General features: G+C 32.9%; 20 protein-coding genes and 2 riboswitches. Of the genes, 5 read left to right on the forward strand and 15 right to left on the reverse strand.

Translation table 11 applies throughout. The features are described 5' to 3' along the window. Positions 1 to 19 precede the first annotated feature (19 nt). From purH to purE, 6 genes are all read right to left on the reverse strand, one after another. Positions 20 to 1,519, reverse strand: a complete 1,500-nt coding sequence (gene purH, locus N4T77_RS06315; RefSeq protein ID WP_261670909.1) for a bifunctional phosphoribosylaminoimidazolecarboxamide formyltransferase/IMP cyclohydrolase — start codon at positions 1,517 to 1,519, stop codon at positions 20 to 22. A 60-nt stretch (positions 1,520 to 1,579) separates the two neighbouring features. Further along, entirely contained in the window at positions 1,580 to 2,194 is a 615-nt protein-coding gene (gene purN, locus N4T77_RS06320) for a phosphoribosylglycinamide formyltransferase (protein ID WP_261670910.1), read from the reverse strand. 80 nt (positions 2,195 to 2,274) lie between these two features. Next, the gene (purM, locus tag N4T77_RS06325) at positions 2,275 to 3,270 is read right to left on the reverse strand and encodes a phosphoribosylformylglycinamidine cyclo-ligase (RefSeq protein ID WP_261670911.1); all 996 of its coding nucleotides are present in this window, start codon (positions 3,268 to 3,270) and stop codon (positions 2,275 to 2,277) included. A gap of 32 nt (positions 3,271 to 3,302) precedes the next feature. After that, positions 3,303 to 4,730 carry an amidophosphoribosyltransferase gene (gene purF / locus N4T77_RS06330; protein WP_396125091.1) on the reverse strand — a complete coding sequence of 476 codons (1,428 nt, stop codon included), beginning with the start codon at positions 4,728 to 4,730 and terminating at the stop codon, positions 3,303 to 3,305. Positions 4,731 to 4,840: 110 nt separating this feature from the next. Further along, entirely contained in the window at positions 4,841 to 5,542 is a 702-nt protein-coding gene (purC, locus tag N4T77_RS06335) for a phosphoribosylaminoimidazolesuccinocarboxamide synthase (protein ID WP_261670987.1), read from the reverse strand. Between the two features lies 1 nt (position 5,543). Further along, positions 5,544 to 6,023 carry a 5-(carboxyamino)imidazole ribonucleotide mutase gene (gene purE, locus N4T77_RS06340; protein WP_261670913.1) on the reverse strand — a complete coding sequence of 160 codons (480 nt, stop codon included), beginning with the start codon at positions 6,021 to 6,023 and terminating at the stop codon, positions 5,544 to 5,546. A gap of 142 nt (positions 6,024 to 6,165) precedes the next feature. Next, positions 6,166 to 6,267, reverse strand: a riboswitch (purine riboswitch). A 338-nt stretch (positions 6,268 to 6,605) separates the two neighbouring features. Here purE and N4T77_RS06345 point away from each other — a divergent pair. After that, positions 6,606 to 6,923 (forward strand): hypothetical protein, encoded by a 318-nt coding sequence (locus N4T77_RS06345; protein WP_261670914.1) that lies wholly within the window; start codon positions 6,606 to 6,608, stop codon positions 6,921 to 6,923. Then, on the forward strand, positions 6,920 to 7,510 hold the full coding sequence (locus N4T77_RS06350; RefSeq protein WP_261670915.1) for a GDSL-type esterase/lipase family protein: 591 nt from the start codon (positions 6,920 to 6,922) through the stop codon (positions 7,508 to 7,510). Before N4T77_RS06345 ends, N4T77_RS06350 begins: the two co-directional genes overlap by 4 nt. Here N4T77_RS06350 and N4T77_RS06355 read toward each other — a convergent pair. Further along, on the reverse strand, positions 7,476 to 8,306 hold the full coding sequence (locus N4T77_RS06355) for a S9 family peptidase (protein ID WP_261670916.1): 831 nt from the start codon (positions 8,304 to 8,306) through the stop codon (positions 7,476 to 7,478). The genes N4T77_RS06350 and N4T77_RS06355 overlap by 35 nt on opposite strands. A 187-nt stretch (positions 8,307 to 8,493) precedes the next feature. Between N4T77_RS06355 and N4T77_RS06360 the strand changes: the two genes are divergently transcribed. Next, positions 8,494 to 8,688: a hydrolase gene (locus N4T77_RS06360; protein ID WP_261670917.1), complete on the forward strand. Its 195-nt coding sequence runs from the start codon at positions 8,494 to 8,496 to the stop codon at positions 8,686 to 8,688. A 65-nt stretch (positions 8,689 to 8,753) separates the two neighbouring features. Here N4T77_RS06360 and N4T77_RS06365 read toward each other — a convergent pair whose 3' ends face one another. The 5 genes from N4T77_RS06365 to N4T77_RS06385 all read right to left on the reverse strand — a co-directional run bounded on the left by N4T77_RS06365 (position 8,754) and on the right by N4T77_RS06385 (position 15,123). After that, positions 8,754 to 8,999 (reverse strand): hypothetical protein, encoded by a 246-nt coding sequence (locus N4T77_RS06365; RefSeq protein WP_261670918.1) that lies wholly within the window; start codon positions 8,997 to 8,999, stop codon positions 8,754 to 8,756. A 103-nt stretch (positions 9,000 to 9,102) separates the two neighbouring features. Then, positions 9,103 to 9,675 carry a YdcF family protein gene (locus N4T77_RS06370; protein WP_261670988.1) on the reverse strand — a complete coding sequence of 191 codons (573 nt, stop codon included), beginning with the start codon at positions 9,673 to 9,675 and terminating at the stop codon, positions 9,103 to 9,105. A 133-nt stretch (positions 9,676 to 9,808) separates the two neighbouring features. Then, positions 9,809 to 11,245 carry an NCS2 family permease gene (locus tag N4T77_RS06375; protein WP_261670919.1) on the reverse strand — a complete coding sequence of 479 codons (1,437 nt, stop codon included), beginning with the start codon at positions 11,243 to 11,245 and terminating at the stop codon, positions 9,809 to 9,811. An 82-nt stretch (positions 11,246 to 11,327) separates the two neighbouring features. Then, positions 11,328 to 11,428, reverse strand: a riboswitch (purine riboswitch). Between the two features lie 701 nt (positions 11,429 to 12,129). Further along, a complete protein-coding gene (locus N4T77_RS06380) occupies positions 12,130 to 13,935 on the reverse strand; it encodes a TaqI-like C-terminal specificity domain-containing protein (RefSeq protein ID WP_261670920.1) in 1,806 nt (601 codons plus the stop codon). Between the two features lie 36 nt (positions 13,936 to 13,971). Then, positions 13,972 to 15,123 (reverse strand): metallophosphoesterase, encoded by a 1,152-nt coding sequence (locus N4T77_RS06385; protein WP_261670921.1) that lies wholly within the window; start codon positions 15,121 to 15,123, stop codon positions 13,972 to 13,974. 178 nt (positions 15,124 to 15,301) lie between these two features. On the opposite strand from N4T77_RS06385, the gene N4T77_RS06390 reads away from it, so the two are divergent. Next, positions 15,302 to 15,442 (forward strand): hypothetical protein, encoded by a 141-nt coding sequence (locus N4T77_RS06390; protein ID WP_261670922.1) that lies wholly within the window; start codon positions 15,302 to 15,304, stop codon positions 15,440 to 15,442. A gap of 86 nt (positions 15,443 to 15,528) precedes the next feature. On the opposite strand, the gene ltrA is transcribed toward N4T77_RS06390, so the two are convergent. From ltrA to N4T77_RS06405, 3 genes are all read right to left on the reverse strand, one after another. Beyond that, entirely contained in the window at positions 15,529 to 16,950 is a 1,422-nt protein-coding gene (gene ltrA, locus N4T77_RS06395) for a group II intron reverse transcriptase/maturase (RefSeq protein WP_261670989.1), read from the reverse strand. A 457-nt stretch (positions 16,951 to 17,407) separates the two neighbouring features. Next, entirely contained in the window at positions 17,408 to 18,793 is a 1,386-nt protein-coding gene (locus tag N4T77_RS06400) for an MATE family efflux transporter (RefSeq protein WP_261670923.1), read from the reverse strand. Positions 18,794 to 18,928: 135 nt separating this feature from the next. After that, positions 18,929 to 19,372 (reverse strand): MarR family winged helix-turn-helix transcriptional regulator, encoded by a 444-nt coding sequence (locus N4T77_RS06405; protein ID WP_261670924.1) that lies wholly within the window; start codon positions 19,370 to 19,372, stop codon positions 18,929 to 18,931. Positions 19,373 to 19,573: 201 nt separating this feature from the next. Between N4T77_RS06405 and N4T77_RS06410 the strand changes: the two genes are divergently transcribed. Further along, a complete protein-coding gene (locus N4T77_RS06410) occupies positions 19,574 to 20,809 on the forward strand; it encodes a S1C family serine protease (RefSeq protein ID WP_396125092.1) in 1,236 nt (411 codons plus the stop codon). Positions 20,810 to 20,951 lie beyond the last annotated feature (142 nt).

Consider the following 20,951-nt stretch of genomic DNA (forward strand, 5'->3'; position numbering starts at 1 on the left):
TTAAAAATTTTCTATTATTCTAATGCTTAAAGTGTCTCATCCCGGTAAATACCATAGCTATTCCCTCTTTATTGCATTCCTCAATAGACTGCTCATCTCTTATTGAACCACCAGGTTGAATTATAGCTTTTATTCCGTACTTAGCTGCTTCCTGAACTACATCTTCAAAGGGGAAAAATGCATCAGAAGCAAGTACAACTCCATCCCCAGCTCTTTGGAGAGCCTCACTGGCTGCCCAGATTCTGTTAACCTGTCCACCACCAATTCCTTTTGCCATTCCATCCTTTACCACTACAATAGCATTGGATTTTACATACTTGCAAACTTTCATTCCAAACAATAAATCCTGCAATTCCTTTTCTGTAGGCTTAACAGTTGTTACAACCTTTAATTCAGTTGTTAACTTATCATCTGCTGACTGTATTAGTATTCCTCCATCTACCTTTGATAGTTCTGTTTTACCTTCTGGTTTTACAGCACATCTTATTACTCTCAAATTTTTCTTTGCTGTTAAAACTTCTAACGCATCTTTGTCAAAATTCGGTGCAATTACAATTTCTAAAAATATCTTAACTAATTCCTCTGCAGTCTTCTTATCAACCCTTCTATTTAAAGCTACAATACCTCCAAAAATTGAAGTAGTATCGCATTCATATGTCTTTAGGTAGGCGTCATATATGTCTTCTCCTAGTGCTACACCACAAGGGGTGTTATGCTTTACTGCACAACAAGCTGGTTCATCAAATTCATTAGCTACCTTCCAAGCTATATCCATATCTTTTATATTATTATAGGAAAGTTCTTTTCCATTTAATTGTTCAAAATCCCTCATTGCTCCCTTTTCTACAGTAGAAGTATAGTAAGCAGCACTTTGGTGAGGATTTTCACCATATCTTAAGCTCTGACATTTTCTATATGAAAGTGTTAAGTACTCAGGATACTCATCCTCTAGTAAAAAGTTACTTATTGCTGCATCATAGGCTGACATAAGATTGAAAACCTTGCCTGCAAGTTTTTTTCTTGTGTTAAAATCTACTTCCCCATTGTCTTCTATTTGTCTTGTTATATCACTATAGTCTGATGTATCTGTAAGAACTATAACGTCCCTAAAATTTTTAGCTGCCGCCCTAATCATAGTAGGTCCACCAATATCAATAAACTCCACCTTTTCTTCAAAGCTTAAATCCTCTTTTACCTTATCGAAAAAAGGATAAAGATTAACAACCACCATGTCTATTGGCTTTATATCTTTTCTTTCTATAGTGTCCATATGTTCTTTTTTATCTCTTATCGCTAAAATTCCACCATGTATAACTGGATGCAGCGTTTTAACTCTTCCATCTAGTATCTCTTCAAAACCTGTTACTTCTGAAATCTCAGTTACATTTATATTATTATCTTTCAAATACTTATATGTGCCTCCAGTAGATAATATTTCTACCTTCATACTTACTAAAAATCTTGCCAAATCTAATACTCCATCTTTATTGAAAACACTTATTAATGCTCTTTTTAACATTTTTGTCCCTCCTTATATTTCCCTGTAGTCAAGAGTATCCTCTTAGACATTTATGTATCATTAATCTTCTATAATGACTTTTCTCCCCTTTACCTTAACTTTTTCCTGGGAAATAAGCTTTATCGCCTCTGGCAAAGCTCTATGTTCTTCACCTAATACTCTTTTCTGCAGGTTTTCGGCAGTATCATCAGCATACACTGGCACAGTTTTTTGAACTATAATAGGTCCTGTATCTGTGCCTTCATCTATAAAATGCACTGTGCAACCGGATAGCTTTACACCATACTCTATAGCCTTTTGATGTACTTTAATACCATACATACCTTCTCCGCAAAAGGATGGTATTAAAGACGGGTGTACGTTAATTATTTTATTTTTAAATTTTGAAATTAATTTTCCTTCTAATATAGAAAGCCATCCCGCGCATACAATTAAATCTATCTTTCCTTCTAGTAATTCTAAAACTTTATCTGAAACCTTATCTTTATAAAGACTTCTGTCTATAATATAAGTATTTATATTATGTTTTCTACACCTCTCTAGTGCATACACATTGTCTCTATCGCTTATTACAACTTTAATACTACAGTTTGATAAATAACCAGTGTTGACAGAATCTATTATGGATTGAAGGTTTGTCCCTCCTCCAGACACCAATACGGCTATATTAAACATATCTTTCTCCTCCAAAAGTAATTTAAATTACTACCTTTGATGCAACTCAACCAGTTTAAATGCTTGTCGCTGGAACTAACTTAGACTAAAATAACTTCTTTTTTCCCCTTTTCAATGTATCCAATCTTATAAGCCTTCTCTCCAAGTTCCTTTAATTCTTTTATTATTTCTTCTGCATCCTGCTGTTTAACACAGAGGACAAAACCAATACCCATATTAAAGGTATTAAACATATGTCCTTCATCAGCACCTAGCTCTATTATATGCTTAAATATCGGATGAATTTCTAAACTTTCCTTCATTATAACTGCGGTATACTCATTCTTAAACATTCTTGGTATGTTCTCATAAAATCCACCGCCAGTGATATGTGCCATTCCCCTAATCTCAAAATTTTCTAATAGTTTCAATATTGGTTTAACATATATTTTAGTTGGAGTCAATAGCACTTCTCCTATTTTGCTTCCGTTAAAATCCTTATCCAAGTCAGTTACAAGTTTTCTTATAAGGGAATATCCATTACTATGGGGACCACTGGAGGCAATACCAATTAATACATCGCCTTCTTCAATTTTGCTTCCATCTATTATATCTTCTTTTTCAACTACACCTACGGCAAAACCTGCTATATCGTATTCTCCTTCGCTATAAAAGCCAGGCATTTCCGCTGTTTCTCCACCTATTAAAGCACATCCAGCTTGAATGCAGCCTTCTGTAACGCCTTTAACTAAGTCTGCTGCAGTTTCCGCTTCTAATTTACCACAGGCTAGGTAGTCTAGAAAAAAGATAGGTTTCGCTCCATGACATAGGATATCATTAACACACATAGCTACACAATCAATACCTACAGTATCATATTTATTTGCTTTAAAAGCTATTTGCAGCTTTGTACCTACTCCATCAGTGCCAGAAACAAGAACTGGATTTCTATATTTACCTAACTCAAACATTCCTGCAAAGCTTCCCAGTGTGTTCAAAACTCCAGGAATAAAGGTTTTCTTAACCTGCTCCTTCATGAGCTCTACAGATTTATATCCTTCTTCTATATTAACTCCGGAATCCTTATATGTTACCACTTTATCACCTCAACTTAAAAAATTTAAATTACTTAACCTAAATGTTCCTTTGGTAGTTCCATTGGTGCTGAAACTGGATAAATACCATTGAAACATCCTAGACAAAAACCTTTGTCTTCGCCTAAGGATTTCAAAAGTCCTTCCATACTTATATATCCCAAGCTGTCTGCACCTATTTTTTCTTTTATATCATCTACCGAATTGCCACTACCTATAAGCTCACTTCTGTATGGAGTATCTATTCCAAAGTAACAAGGATATCTTACCATTGGAGATGAAACCCTAAAATGCACCTCACTGGCTCCGGCTCTTCTAAGTATTTCTACAAGTCTTCTGCTGGTGGTTCCTCTTACGATAGAGTCATCTACAATAACAACTCTCTTTCCATATACGTTAACCTTTAATGGGTTTAGCTTAACAGCTACAGCTCTCTCCCTCATCTCTTGTGATGGAGTTATAAAGGTTCTTCCTACGTACTTATTCTTTATAAATCCTATGCCATAGGGAATTCCTGATGCTTCTGCATATCCAACTGCAGCTGCAATACCTGAATCTGGAACTCCTATAACTATATCTGCCTCTGCAGGACTTTCTTCAAATAGCTTTCTCCCTGCTCTAACTCTAGAATCATATACATTTATATCATCTATACAGCTATCTGGTCTTGCAAAATATATATATTCAAAGGCGCAGGTTTCACATTTAGTCTTTTCCGATAACTTTAAAGATTTAATTCCTTCTTTATCTATTACAACAATTTCTCCTGGTTCCACATCTCGTATAAAATCAGCACCTATGGAGTCTAAAGCACAACTTTCGGAGGATAATATATAGCTTTCATTTACTTTTCCAATACATAATGGTCTTATTCCATTTGGGTCTCTTACACCTATTAGCTTATCTTCTGTAAGAAGCACGATAGCAAAGGAACCTTTTATGGCCTGTACTGTATCTACAACCGCTTTTTCTATTCCTTTTTTAGCTCCTCTGGCAATGAGATTTAAAATAACTTCTGAATCTATTGATGTTTGAAATATACATCCACCTTCTTCTAAAAGCTCTCTAACTACATCTGCATTTACAAGATTACCATTATGTGCAATAGCAATAGATCCCAACTTATACTGTCCAACTATAGGTTGGGCATTGCTAGCACTGCTAGAACCTGTTGTAGAATACCTAACATGTCCTATAGCTGATGTACCCTTTAGTTTTTTCAGTACATCTTTATTAAAAACATCACATACTAATCCCATTTCTTTATAGCTTTTTAATTCCTGTCCGTCAGATACAACTATACCGGAACTTTCTTCCCCTCTGTGCTGAAGCGCATATAATCCATAATAAGTTACGGATGCAACATCTAAATCTTCTGTTGAAAATATCCCGAAGACTCCGCACTCATCTTTAAATTTATCCTCTTCCAGATCAAATATATTATCCTGATTTAAATTAATCATCTTACTCATTCCCCCTATTTCCAATTGATGGTGGAAGCGGGCCAGTTACAATTAACAATACTCACCTTGTTTATTGCTTTATCTTAGTGTTAAAAACTGACCTATTATCACTAACTTATTCTTCTTAATATCTCTTCATAGGCTTCTCTAACATTGCCCATATCTCTTCTAAATCTATCCTTATCAAGCTTTTCTTTTGTTTTTGCATCCCAAAATCTACAAGTATCCGGTGATATTTCATCTGCAAGAATTATTTCACCATGGAATTTTCCAAACTCTAACTTGAAATCTATGAGATTTATACCCTGTTGTAGGAAGAATTCCTTTAACACATCATTAATCTTTGCTGCCATGTTAAATATAACTTCCAGTTCCTTAAAGGTAGTAAGTCCAATCCCAACTGCATGGTATTCATTTATAAGAGGGTCTCCTAATAGATCATTTTTATAGCTTAATTCAAACACTGTAGTTTTCAGTTCCATTCCCTCTTCTAGTCCAAGCCTCTTTGCCATACTTCCAGCGGCTGTGTTTCTTACTATAACTTCAAGAGGTATTATTTCAACTTTTTTACAAAGCTGTTCTCTATCATTTAACTTTTTAACAAAATGAGTTTTTATTCCCTTATTTTCAAGAAGCTCAAATAGCATTGAAGCTATGATGTTGTTCATAACGCCCTTATCTTCTATCTGACCTTTCTTTTCACCATTAAAGGCTGTGGCATCGTCCTTATAATAAACTACCACTTTATCCGCTTCCTCTGTTGAATACACCTTTTTTGCTTTTCCCTCATATAACATTTCTCTTTTTTCCATATTATAATTCAACTCCTTCTTCATTTTCCTTTATAAACTTTTCCTTCATTGTTGCCCTAAAGTCTTTTAACTTTTCTTTGATTTCTGGGTATTTTAAGGATAGTATCTGAACTGCTAACATGCCTGCATTATAACTATTATTAATACCTACAGTAGCTACTGGAATTGACTTAGGCATCTGAACTATTGAGAGCAGTGAGTCTATCCCCGAAATAGCTGCATTAATTGGAACACCTATTACAGGAAGAACTGTATGAGATGCAATGACCCCTGGAAGATGTGCTGCCAGTCCTGCTGCGGCAATTATACATTCACAACCTTTATCTTCTAGATTCTTAATAGTTTCTACTAACTTCTCTGGTACTCTGTGGGCTGAAAGTACGTAGGCACTATGTTCAATATTAAATTGTCTTAAAATCTCAGCAGCACCTTTCATCATCTCAATATCAGATTTACTGCCAAATATAATTGCAACTTTCATGTAAATTCCCCCTCACTTTTAATTACAATTGGACCTATAATAAAATAAAAATTTGCTGCAGAATCCATGGAGAATCCCGCAGCAAACTTTTCACACTTCATATGTAATAAACAAATATTACCCTACATTATAGTTTAGGTTATGCTAACATAGATTCACCCATAGACAGAAAATTTACGGTTTTCTCGTAGAGACTTCTGAGCCCTATTCTCAGAATTATATGGATGTTTCAAATATTTACTTTTATGTATTTATGGTATCATATAACAAAGTATAAATCAATACAATAATTAATTTTTAAATAAAATAGTTCACCTATATACGTACTTTATATTATTTAGTCATTACTAATATTCGTAATATTATCAGTTTTCCTTTTAAAGTTAATATGTATTAGATTCAAAATCTAATTATCTAAGAAACCTATACTTTTACCTAAAAAAATAATGTTATAATCGATATATGAAGTGAAACTAAAAATCTAGAGACGTAGCTTTCCTAGTACTCTCTCTTTTCCAAGAGGGAGTATTAGGAAAGCTACGCATCGGATAAAAATACTTGATAGGAAAGGAAGGAAAAGACATGGATATATTAATTCTTTTATTGATTATTATTTTAGTTATATTTATTAGTAGAAACAATCTAAAGAAAAGAACTGAGGAGTTAACAAATAACCTGGAGAACTTTAATAAAGAAATTAGAAAGAGCTTTACTGATATGTGTGAACTTAAGCAGGAAGAATTATTAAATTCATTAACTCCAAAACATAGAAACATTTTAAATAGCATATTAGAAAACAACTTTAATTACGCTGGTAACCATTGGGCAATACAACAACAAATTTTCCAACAACAGGAACTTTTTATGGAATTAAATAAACTAAGGGAGGCAAGAAAATGAAATTAGTTTGTATCGGTGATAGTTTAACTACTGGATATGGTGTTTTCAGAAATGAATGTTGGGTTCAACTAGTTAGTAATAACCTAAATATTGAAATTATCAATAAAGGTTCTAACGGGGATACAACTGCTGGAATGCTTTCAAGGTCCTATACCGATGTTATTGAAAATAATCCTAGTCATGTTATCATTATGGGAGGATGTAACGACTTTATGGGAGGGCGTTCTTTAAACATGGTGACAGAAAACCTAAGTGAGTTAGTAAAGGAAGCTATTCATCATAATGTTATTCCTATTATTGGTATAGAACCTTTTATCGATAAGGCCCTAGCTGAAAGAAAATGGAGTAGGGCTGTGGATTACGATGAAATAAATAATGTTATATCTAGCTATAGGAGTTGGATTATTAAATTTACTAAAGATAATTGCATAAATCACTTAGATTTTTACCATTGCTTTGATGAGAATTTAAAAACAAAGAATCCAAGGGAGCTGTATATAGACGGACTACATCCAACTGCTCTTGGACACAAGCTTATGGCTGATTGTGTTACTAACCTTCTTCAAGCCATGAAACTATCGCCTTAGCAACACCAGTTCTACTGTTTGAAAAGGCATGATCTGAGTTAAATACTACTTCTTTTATACAATTGTTATTTTTTTCTCTCAATGCATTTATAAGAGGTGTGTGGTGTATCCTCATAGGTGCCTCCTTATCCCTAACTCCTGCTATTAAAAGAAGTGAATGCTTAGAAAGTTCTTCTACATAATTTGTTATATTAAACTCCTTTTTATTGTCTAAGCATTCCTTAACCAAAGCCTGAGAAGAAGTTCCTTTGAGTGGTTGTACATTTTCCTGCCATTCATCTATATAATTTAGCACCTCTTCACTGTTACCATAAATACTTTCTGCAAAAGCTCCTGCATTAAAACCAGCAATAGATACAACTTTCTTTATTTCTTCCTTCTTAGCAGCAGTGATAAGTGCAGCAAAGCCTCCCATACTATGGCCTATCAGTATTATATTATTTCTATCTACCCGAAGTTTGAAAGCCTGCTCTGATTTTAAAAATTCTATAGAAGCTTCTACATCTTCCAGCACATTACTAAAAGAATACTCCCCTTCACATCCCCAAGAACCTCTGTAATGAAAGGTAAGCACATTATATCCAATTCTTCTTAGTATTTGGGCTAAATCCATGTTTTGCTCATAACCAGGAAATCCATGAAGTAAGTTTACTGTTGGATGTGGTCCTTTCCCCTTAGCCAAATACATAGTGCCTATTAACTGCTTTCCTTTACTTTTAAAAAATATAGCCTTTAAATCTTCGCTATACTCTTTATCAAATTGCTGGGAATCCATAAATAATGATTCCAGATTCATTTACGTTACCTCCTAACTCTATTAATATAATTGTTAATAAATTTATTCAAGAAATGTGTTACACTTATTGAATTATTTCATAGGATATAGTATACTATATTTGTATTAAGAAAAGGTTTACAAGTGACTTTTTTGCTAAAATCGGTTTAAATCGTTTAATTTATATAAATTTAAGGGGGAGTACTATATGAATACTACATGTTGCCTTTCGGGGATTAATGAATTAAAGGACCAAATTGAGGAACTGATATCTAAATCAGGATTTCCAGTTAAAGACATACTAAAAGATTTTTCTAACGACTATAGATTAAAAGATTTTGAGGAAAGTCTAACTCCAGGATCAATAGACTATACAAACTATTGGGACAGCTTTGTAGATTAACGCATATAATAACCTCATTAACAACCTATAAAGTTGTCAATGAGGTTATTACTATTTTGATTTTATTATAATACCTTCCTTAACTGTTCTGGACTATATTCTTTTATCATCTTGCTGTTTGATTCGTCTCTCACTATAAGATCTACTTTTCCATTTTTCATTTTCAGTATATTGCCTTTAATTTTAGTTCCGATAACATTTACAGGAGTTTTAACGACAAGTTCTCTTATGTCATCACTTTCACAGTAATTACATACCATCTCATTAGTTACTACTCTTTTACACTCTCCGCAGTAATAAAGTCTGTCCATAATATTACCTCCCAACATGTTGTTTTATCTTAGTTTTCAATTAAAATTTATTAATTGACTACATATAGTATATATTCTATCTTTTCTGAAAATTTCCTCTTTTTTAAAAGAACTTACTATATCCTTTTATAATATAGTATTTCACTAAGGCTGGAACTTCTCTTACATATCCTATAAATTCATGGCGCTTATAAGGTTTAACAAATACACCTGAAAAACTGCTCTTTATTCCCTGCTGTTTTGCCATCAATGACGCTCTCTTAAGATGATATTTATTAGATACTATAATGGCTGTCTCTAATTTTTTCTCCCTCATGACAGCCTGGCTATTTATTAAATTTGCCATTGTTGAACCAGACATGTCCTCCACAAGTATTTTCCCGTCATCCACCCCTTTGGACAACAAATATCTCCTCATTGCTTCTGCCTCAGATATTTCTTCTCCTGGTCCCTTACCCCCTGAAACTATAATGTATTTCCCATATCCATCTCTATATAACTTAAGAGCATGTTCTGTTCTCCAGACTAAAAAAGGGCTAGGGGTTTTCCCATAAACCTGACAACCAAGTACAATTATGCAGTCAGACTTCTCTGGTTTAGAACTCTCTCCAAAGTAAATTATATTAAAAGTTGTAATCACTAGTAATATTAAAACTGCTACTAAAGCTATTTTCATTATCTTCAATATAACCTCCTCCTTTATTTCTTATGCTTTTATTTTATGTTATCATTTCCAGTAATGCAACAACATAAAAATAAAAGACGACGCAACTTAGGAAACAATTCCCAAGCTACGCCGTCTTTTGCTACTACTGTGGAAGTAGTGTGAATCTTAATATAAACAATGCCGCAAGTACATATACTATTGGATGCACCTCTTTAGCTTTTCCTGTTGCAAGCTTTACTATAGGATAGAATATTATTCCCGCTGCTATCCCGTTTGCTATACTATAGCTAAAAGGCATAATAGCTATTGTAAAGAATGCTGGTAATGCTTCTGTAAAATCATCAAAATTAATCTTAGTTACTGCACCCATCATAAGTACTCCAACTATAACAAGTGCTGGTGCTGTTGCCTCCGCTGGAACTACTCCAACTAGTCCACCAAAGAACATTGCTAGTATAAATAAAACTCCTGTTGTAAATGCTGTAAGTCCTGTTCTTCCACCTTCTGATATACCAGATGTAGATTCTACATAAGTTACTACGGTACTAGTTCCAAGCATTGAGCCAAAAGTAGTTGCTAAAGCATCTGATAAAAGAGCTTTATTCATATTTTTAACTCTTCCATTTTCATCAATCATTTTCGCCTTTTGTGCTGTTCCAACTAAAGTTCCTATTGTATCAAACAAGTCTACTAAACTGAAGGTTATAACAACCATTATTAAACTTGTGAAAGCTCCTACCATACCAGCCTTACCAAGTCCTAAAAGACCTTGGAAGTCAAAGGCAAAGAAAGTTGGTGCTAGTGATGGAGGTGCACTTATAACTTTTATTCCTTCAAGATGAGTAATTCCAAAGGGAATTCCAACTACCGTTGTAATTATTATTCCTAAAAGCATTGATCCTTTAACTCCTCTTGACATTAAGATCCCTGTAATAACTATTCCTATAAGTGTAACTAGAGCATGAGGATTAGTAAAACTTCCAAAGCTAACTAAAGTTGCTGGGCTTGCTACGATGATACCACCACTTTTAAGTCCTATAAGAGCTATGAAAAGTCCTATACCACCAGATATTGCAAGCTTAAGATTATGCGGAAGTGCATCTACTATCTTTTCTCTAATTGATGTTACTGTAATTACTATAAAAAGAAGTCCTGACACAAATACTGCAGCTAATGCCTGCTGCCAAGTATATCCCAATGTTAAACATACACTATAAGTAAAGAAAGCATTTAATCCCATTCCTGGAGCCTGAGCAAATGGTAAGTTAGCATAAAGAGCCATTACAAAAGTACCAATTGCTGCTGCAATACAGGTAGCACCAAATACTGAAGCTACTACAGGGTCATTTATTGCTGATATGCCGGCTTTAACTGCTGCTTCTCCAACAAGTCCCTGAGAATTCATTCCTGCCTGCATTAAAATGCTTGGATTTACGAATATTATGTATGCCATAGTTATAAAAGTAGTAATTCCGGCAATTATTTCTGTTTTTACTGTTGTATTATTCTCTGTTAGTTTAAAAAATGAGTCCAAAAAGGATTTTTTTTCTTCTTCAGGTTTAACCTTTTCCATATACATATTTATTTTCCCCCTTTAAATAAAAAAGTTTCTACTTCGGATTATGAGTAAACCCGAAGCAGAAACCTAAATACAAAGGAGCTGCTTTGACGGATTCACCCATAGTCAGATATTTACGGTAATCTGGTAGATACTCTTGAACCATATTTTCAAGATTATACGGATGATTCATTAAATTATTAATTTTTATTCACCTTACATTTAATATATTATCACCTCTAATTACAAAAGTCAATATGTTTAATGTTATTTTCATTGAAACGTTCTGGTGTTGACAGAGAAAACTCAATTTAATAACATTGATTATTCGCCTCAGTACGAACTTTGCTTTTAAATCCTTTTGTACGCTCCAAATAATATTTAGAACTTTAAATGAAACTCCTTCTCCTTTTAGTCGAATGAGTAAGCGATTCACTGCAAATCAGAGATTTGAGTTCTCTGCTTAATTGTTAAAGAGATAAAAATTATACTTTATGTTAAATAGTTGTCTTAGATGACGTACTACGGTATTCGGGCATTTTACAGACATTTTAAAATATTATTAAAATTCCAACTTATTTCATTGACTTATTTTCTTTGATTTGCTATTATTATAAATAAGAAATAACCTTTATAGTAATTTTAGGTTAAATATTGTCTAAATAAGCCTTGTTAAGAAACTATATTATAATTGTAATCTTCTTAAATTTAGATATATAAATACAAAAGGGAGTAAAATTAATTTAACCGCCTCCTCTAAACAAATCCCTTTCACTTCCCCTCCACATGTTGCTACATGTGGACTTCTTTTTTTAATAAATCTTATATAAAAATAAGCACCTGTTACAGATGCTTCAATTCATTTTATATATACTAACAGTAGTTACTTAAATTTCATAAATAAATTAGTGGTCTATTGAAATTTTATTTATATCTTCGTACTCTAGTTCATACAGACTAAATATTTCATAGTTTAATTTTCTTTGAAGTTCCTTAAGTTGTTTCTTGTCTTCCATATTACTATCATTTTTATTAGCAGCCTTTTCATTTATTAGCTTCTTTGCTTTGGCACTAATTTTATCTACCAGTCCCTCTATTGTAGTTTGCTTCTCTTTACTGCAGCATTTAATAGGAAGTCTATCCAACCCATACTTCTTTATCTGAGGAGTAGAATTTATGTTTGTTATAAGAAAATTAGAGTAATACCACTCTGTTAGCCTTGAGTTTAGCACTGCTAAAACATATTTATAGGAAAATCCTTCTCTTAAATTTATTATTCCATAGAGGGATTGTTCAATAATATAGCCCTCTGTATCCAATGCAGCTATTATTTTGTTTCCCGTTTTTCTTACAACAATCTTCAAAGGACATGCTAACTTTTTTATATTCTTAGTACCACCCTTTAGATTTTCAGGAATAAATTCGTAATAATATCTACTTATAATATTAAATCTATTAATATTTTCTCCCTTTAATATTTCTACCTGTTTGCTGGTAACTTTCTCTGTTGATATCTTTTTAGAGTCACCAATAAACCCTGTAAAAGTTGTGCTTATATCGCCTAAAGTTACACTTTTATTTTCTACTTTTTCCTTTATCAATTTATAGTCACTATTGCTTTCATAAATAAATTCGTAATCTTCGGTACTAAGGTATTCTTTTTGATAAATATCATATTGCCTTTTATTAAATATGTTTATACTTATTTTGCTATTCTCTTCATAATCTTTTTCTAATATAAGTATCATAGTATCCGTATTTATTTCTGGAAAGTTTACTTGAAATGCTAAATGTACTATTTTATAGCTGGCTAACAATTCTTTCCTCAATAACTTGTACTGAAGATTTTTTGCAAATCTATCTGGTATAATAAATCCAACTCTTCCAGTATTTTTTATCAAACCAATTGCTCTTTTTAAAAAAAATTCATATAAATTAGGAAGGTACTTGTTTCCATCATATTTAGTAATATAGTAGTTTAATAAATTATCATCAATATTCTTTTTATATTTTCTATTTAAAGAAACCCAAGGTGGATTACCAATGATATAGTCATATTTTTTTGCCCAAAAGTTACGTATATTTCGTAATTCTAATAGTTCATCCCTATTCAAATACTTCTCTGTACTTTTAAAATTTATATCTCTATATTTGCACAAAAATTTCCCTGAGGTAAATATCTCCTCATTCTCAAAGCAGTAATCCTCTTCCCATCTTATTAAACTATCACAGCAAACAATATTATCACTTAAATCTAAATCATATACTCCTTTAGATAATAAATTTGCTTTAGTGATTTGTACAGCTTCATCATCAATATCTGCACCATAAATACAATACTTTAAGATATGATAGTGTAGATTTTTCTTTTTCCAATAGTCTTCTCCAGTTAGTTTTTTCAACTTACCATTTACGCTGATGCTATATTCTTCTTTTAAGTATTTTTTTCTTATAAGTTCAATGTTATCACTAAACTTACTCTTTAATACATCATAAGCCTTAATTAAAAAATATCCCACACCGCAGGAAGGGTCTAAAATTTTCACAAAAGGATTATCTACTAAATTTAAATTACTTAGTGTATTTTCTATTATGTAATCTACTATATAGTCTGGAGTGTAAAAACTTCCATAGGTCTTTCTTTTTACCTTATCCATAGCTTTTTCATATTCTTTTCCTAATATCCTGATACTTTTATGTTTGTCATACATATTATTATCCTTTCCAAGCTACTACTTTGAGGCCTTCTATTTTGAAAACTTCACTATTGTCCTCACAATTTCAGAATTACTTCCTACTCTTATTGGAGGACCCCAGGTACCATATCCAGAGGATACTATAACATTAAAATTATCTTCCTTTAGATACCCCCAGTCAATTTTAAATACTCTCTCAGTTACCAACCCTGCAGGAAAAAACTGTCCCTTGTGTGTATGTCCCGAAAACTGTAAGTCTACTTCGGCTTTTTTTGTTTCTTCTAGTTTTACAGGTTGATGATCTAGTAAAATTAATGGTAGTGATTTATCAGCATCCTTAGTAATAACGGATACCTCTTTTCTTTTTCCACCTATCACTCTTCCCGCAGAAGCATCTTCTCTTCCTACTACATAAAAGGAATCACTTACTTTAACCATTTTATCTCTTAAAATATTTATGTTTGCCTCTTTATAGGCCTTTTCAACTTTTTCTATACTACCACCGAAGTAATCATGATTTCCTAATACTCCGTAAACACCATACTTTGATTTAATACGCCTAAAGGATTCTCCCATATTATTATTTATAAAAGGCTCTATATCATCATCTATTATGTCTCCCGCTAAAAATACTATATCTGGGTTAAGTTTGTTAATTTCACTTACCATCTTATCTAATCTGCCTTTTCCTATTAAGCTTCCTAGATGTATATCAGAAACAGTTACTATATTTAGTTCCTTTAAAGCTCCCGCTTTCTTGTCTATGTTAATCTCGTAATTGATCACCTTACTATGACCTGCATTATAGGTTCCATATGCTAGTAATAGTATTATTATAAAGATAGCAGCCAAATTTAAAATCAAGTGAATATCCGTATTGCCTCTGTAGTAAGACTTAATCTTAAATAATCTTATTACTATATTCACAACACCAAAAAGCATAGCTCCAATTAAAAAATATACTAGAGCAGCAAGCCAGTAACCACCTATTATATTAAAAACTCTATCTAGAGCTGCTGGTAAATAGCCTCTTCCTGCTCTTCCAATAAACATGGATAGAGCTATTGAAGCAAATAATGCCCAGTAAATATATATACTTATAGTTGGCATAAAGTGTCTTAAAATATCTAAACCTCTAAGTCCTATGAATATATTTGCTGCTGCAAAAATTGATAAAAAGAGTATTACTACTAAATAAATCATTTTAACCCACCTTTAATAGATGTTCTTATATTTTAAATTCTTTCCTTAATTATTATATTTTAGCATATATAATTGAAAAGTATAAAAACTTTTTTAATAGACATCCTATAAAATGAAACCATTACACAGAACTTTTTAATCTTTAAGTATTCATAATATACAAAAGGAAGTGAACTGAATGACGCACAGAGAAAGTAAAAAGGCAACAAAGCCGCAGAATAAGAAGTTTTCTAGACCAGATGTTATTTATGAAGAAGAAATGATGAAAAGGCCATCTCACAGTGCTTTAGATATTGATAGGGTTAGTACTAAAGGTTAGTAATTTAATCGAGTAGGAGCTGAATAATTATTTTATTCAGCGACCTCTCACACCACTGTGCGTACCGTTCGGTACACAGCGGTTCATTAAGAATTATGAATTAGTTGATACCTCTTGGAAATACTTTTATATTTAAGACTTTCAAGATATCTATTATTTAGAGTTGTATTAAGAATTGGGCTGTTGGATATTCTCCAGTAGCCTTTCCTTGTGTTAGCGTATTCCCAAGCTTTGTACTCGGGTACTCCAAATTTCATGAGATTACGACCTCTGGTCTTAACCTTCTTCCATTGCTTCCAGATACATGCTCGCAACCTTCTTCTTAGCCATTCCTCCAGTTCCTTTATTCTGGCGGCAGCCTTCGCTACTCCATAATAGTTAATCCAACCTACGGTATATTCGTTGAGTTTCTTTATCCTTAACTCCATACTTATACCCATATTTCGATTAGTTATCTCTCTAATTCTTAACTTGAATCTTCTGTACGATTTCTCATGAATTCTTATATTTACTCCACCTTTAACAAAGTAGAACGAGAAACCTAGATATTTTCTTTTAGATACAAGGTCTACTGCACTTTTATTCTCATTAACCTTGAGTTTTAGGCGTCCTTCAAGTATATTTCTCATACTTTCCATTACCCTCAAGCCTGCTTTTCTACTTCTTACATACACATTTGCATCGTCAGCAAATCTGCAAAATCTATGCCCTCTCTTCTCAAGTTCCTTATCTACCTCATCAAGCATTATATTAGCTAGTAGTGGACTTAACGGTCCCCCTTGCGGAGTACCTTCATCAGAATTTACTTTGATTCCATTTATCATGATTCCTGATTGAAGATATGCCCTTATCAACTTTAGAACTCTTTCGTCCCTAATCTTCTTTGATAACCTATCCATTAATATATCATGATTAACTTTATCAAAGAACTTTTCCAAATCCATGTCCACTACCCATCTATACCCTTCATTAATATATTCTTTTGCCCTGAGTATAGCTTGCTTAGCACTTTTATTAGGTCTAAATCCATAACTACTTTCTGAGAATGTATGGTCATAAATTTTATTAAGTTCTTGAGCTATCGCTTGCTGTATTAGCCTATCAAGTATAGTAGGTATCCCAAGCAATCTTATTCCGCCGTCAGGCTTTCGTATTTCTACCCTCCTGACTGGAGATGGTTTATATCTACCTTCCAGTAACTTTTCTTTAATTTTCAGCCAGTTGTCAATGATAAACGTCCGAAGTTCATCGACTCTCATACCATCAACACCATGACTTCCTTTGTTTGAAATTACTCGTTTCATAGCAATAAGCATATTTTCACGCTCTAATACTCTATCGAGTAAGTTACTGGTATCATCTAACTCATCGTTTTCTCTTTCTCTCTTTGTAAACGCCAAATTTTCATTAAGCGCCCCTTGCTTACCTTGAAGTTCCACTTCTACTTCCACAAGGCGACCTCTATGCTGAGTTGTCTGCTTTTTATTTTGATTCTTTGAGTTTATCAAAGTTGAAAACCTCCTAACGTTCAGTCCTTCCCACGCTAACGCGTTTTCACGTGGTACTATGACCTCTGCTGACTTCTTACAATTCAGCCATATATCACTACATGGGTTATTACCTAGAAATATATCTTTGGGTAATTTATTTGTAAGACCTCCCCAGGTAAGAACGCTTACTTTCACCCCATATATCTGCTACATTTACACCGCCTGTTTCGGATAGTTTAGGGTTTCGTTTTGTCATGCAAACTCACCCACAAGCATATGCCTCATATGTAGTTTCTGTTCGTCAGACCAGAGCTTTGCCGCCGACTTCCTTCAGATTCCACCTCACGATGGACACCCTTGTCTTAAGCTAACGGTTGGCACTATCAACCCCCGTATCGGACTTTCACCGACAAGTAAGCGCCCATGCTGGGCGCACATGTACAAAAAGAGACTGCTAAAAATGCAGTCTCTTCTTTTATTTAGAATATCCCATTGATACTTTAGAATTAGCTCCTATTTCTCTTTCCTCACTTAGTTTCTTCATTTCTATAAACAAGAACACTGCGGTTAAAATAGAGGCTATGAAATCTGATATTGGTGCTGCCATCCATATTCCATTTAAATTATATATATTTGGAAGTATTAACAGCATAGGTATAAGAATTATAACTTGTCTTAAAAGAGCTAAAAGCATAGATATTTTAGCCTTACCAATTGCTTGGAAGAAGTTTGAGCTAACAATTTGAAAACCAACTACAGGGAACATTATCATAAATATTTTTATTCCATGAACAGTTATAGCTGTTAACTCTGCATCGGATTTATTAAACATACTTACTAAAACTGTAGGAAAAACATGAACAGCAATTGTTCCTGTCGTTGATACTATAACAGCCGCTATTCCTGCTAATTTTAATGCACTTTTTACACGATCGTATAGTTTTGCACCATAATTGAATCCTATTATAGGTTGTGACCCCTGATTTATACCAAAGATAGGCATTAGAAAAATAGTAGCTATACTATTTATTATACCAAAGGCACCTATAGCCAAATCTCCACCATAGGTAGCAAGACTATTATTTAAAATAATATTAACTGCACTGGACGCTATCTGCATAGCAAAAGGTGACATACCTATAGCAAATATACCTGCAACTATGTTCTTGTCAATCTTGAAGTTTTCCTTTTTAAGCTTCAACATACTGTTTTTACCTCTAAAGTATGACACTACCCAAATACTGTTAACAGCTTGTGAAATAACTGTAGCCATTGCTGCTCCTTTAATTCCCCAGCCGAAACCAAATATAAAAATAAAATCTAAAATTATATTTAATATACAGCCAATTAGCATAGTCATCATTGCTTTTTTAGGATTTCCCTCAGAACGAATAATATTATTTAAACCAAAACCTATATTTTGTAGTACGGCACCAAATAATATTATTGTAATAAATTCTTTGGCATAAACTATAGTGTTATCACTAGCTCCAAAAGATCTTAACATCGGATCTAAGAATGTTAACCCTAAAACTGAAACAATTAAAGAAACAATTATAAGTAAAATAAATGCATTTCCCAATATTTTTTCCGCTTCATCTTTCTTATGCTGCCCCAATTTTATAGATATTTGAGCTGCTGCCCCTATACCTACCAGCATTCCAAAGGCCATAATTACTATTCCTATAGGAAATGTAAGACTTACCCCTGAAATTGCCATTGCACCTACAACTCTTCCTATGAATATTCTATCTATTACTATATATAAAGAGTTAACTAACATTCCAACTATAGCTGGAACAGAAAATTCTAATAGTAATTTTCCTATACTTTGCTCTGCTAATTTTTTTGAACGATCCATAAAATCCCTCCTAAATTTATATTTGAAAATTATTAATAAACTCAACCCCATTTATCATAATATTAAGACCCTAAATATTAGGTTCCTAAATAATTTTACAGAATAGTATCTCTTGTATTTTCTGCTGAAGTCTTATTAATGTTGTTCTAGATTGTTATTAAGTTTCTTTAACCATGAAAGCATCAACAATTTTTCCTCTGGTGAAAATCCTTCACAAATCAACTTTTCCATTTCATCTACCACTTCTAAGCTTTTAAGTTTAAGTTCCTGTCCTTCTTCTGTAAGATAAATCCTGTTAATTCTTGCATCTACCTTATCTTCTCTTCTCACTACCCAACCTTTAGTTACTAATGTATCTATTAACCCTGTCAGAGATGGCGGCTTTATCTTCAATTTTTCTGCAATTTCCTTCTGAGTTAAACCATCCTGTCTCCAAAGTCGTGACAGCACACTTAGTTGAGATACGGTAAATCCATACTTCTCCAACTTCTGATTGTGTATATTTATCATATTTCTATTAATTATCTTAATCCAATGCCCTACCCATTTTTCTACTTCGTGTTCAAACTTTTCATTCATTTATTTAGCCTCCTAAATAACCACTCGTACTATTTTATATTAATGCTTCTATATTGTCAATAACAATAAAAATTTTATATAATTAATTGTAACAATAGATAAACAAAAAAGTTTCACATCATTAACACTTTTGTCACTAAACTGTAACAAATTCAAATTATTATATAGCTATAAAATAAATTTACCTTGGAGGAAGATATTATGGACAATTTTAATAATTCTAGTATAAATAATGATTTTAATAGAGATGATAGAGAAATTTTCAATAAAAATAATATTATTACTACAGATTATGTAGAAGTTAACCAATCAAATAGAAAGAAAGGACCTAGAAGAAAAAAAGCTCTATCTTATGTAGTAGTAGGATTAATTTGCAGCATGGTAGGAGGAGCTGCTTCTACTGCAGCTTCATTATATCTACTACCTAAATCGGATTTGTTTAAAAGTACACCACTATACCAGAGTATGGTAGAAAACAAAACAGAAAGTACTTATCTAAAGCCTTCACCTATGTCTACAAATTCTGGTGCTCTTTCTGTTTCTGAGATAGCTAAAAAGGTAGGCCCTGCTGTAGTAGGTGTATCTACTAAAAGTCAAAGCGATCCAGACTACTTTGGATTTTCTCAATCGCAAGAAGGCTTAGGCTCTGGAATTATAATTAATGAAGAAGGTTATATACTTACCAATTATCATGTTATAGAGGGAGCGAATAAGGTAAGTATTATCTTTAATAACAAGAAGGAAGTTCAAGCCAAGATAATAAACTACGATGCAGATTTAGATTTAGCTATAGTTAAAGTAACAGAGAATGTCAAAATGCCTGCAGTAGCAGAGCTGGGCAATTCTAAAGATATGCAGGTAGGAGATCCTGTAGTTGCCATAGGAAACCCTTTAGGAAAGGAACTGTTAGGTTCTGTTACTACTGGTGTAATAAGTGCTGCAAATAGAGAAATTAAAGTAGGTAATGTTACCCAAACTCTTATACAAACAGATGCTGCTATAAATCCTGGGAATAGTGGTGGTGCTTTAGTTAACTCTTACGGTCAGGTTATAGGTGTCAACAGTGCTAAAATGGGTGGTGACGGTGTTGAAGGTCTTGGTTTCTCTATTCCTATAGACATTGTAAAACCAAAAATAAGTACTTTGCTGAAACCTATTTTAAAAATTGGTATAGCTGGTAGAGATATTACCTCAGATATGGCAAAACGTTACAATATGCCTGAAGGAGTTTATGTGGCTCAAGTAGAAGAGTTCAGTCCGGCAGAAAAATCTAGTCTTAAAACTGGAGATATAATTTTAAAGTTTGATGGTAAATCTGTTAAATCCATTAATGATATTAATAAAATAAAAGGTGAGCATAAATCTGGAGATCAGATACAGATAGATGTTTATCGAGATGGTAAAAACAAGCTCCTAACTTTAACACTGTCCGAATAATTTAAATATAGTTTTTCTCTATTGACCTTTTAAGGGACTGATTTATGCAAGTTAAATCAGTCCCTTGTTTATAGTTCTCATTATTCCTAAAATATTTTTAGAATACTTTTAAATTAACATTTATATATTATACTTATATAAA

Origin of the sequence: Clostridium sp. CX1, assembly GCF_025398335.1 — a bacterium.
In the GTDB taxonomy this organism is placed as follows: domain Bacteria; phylum Bacillota; class Clostridia; order Clostridiales; family Clostridiaceae; genus Clostridium_AM; species Clostridium_AM tanneri.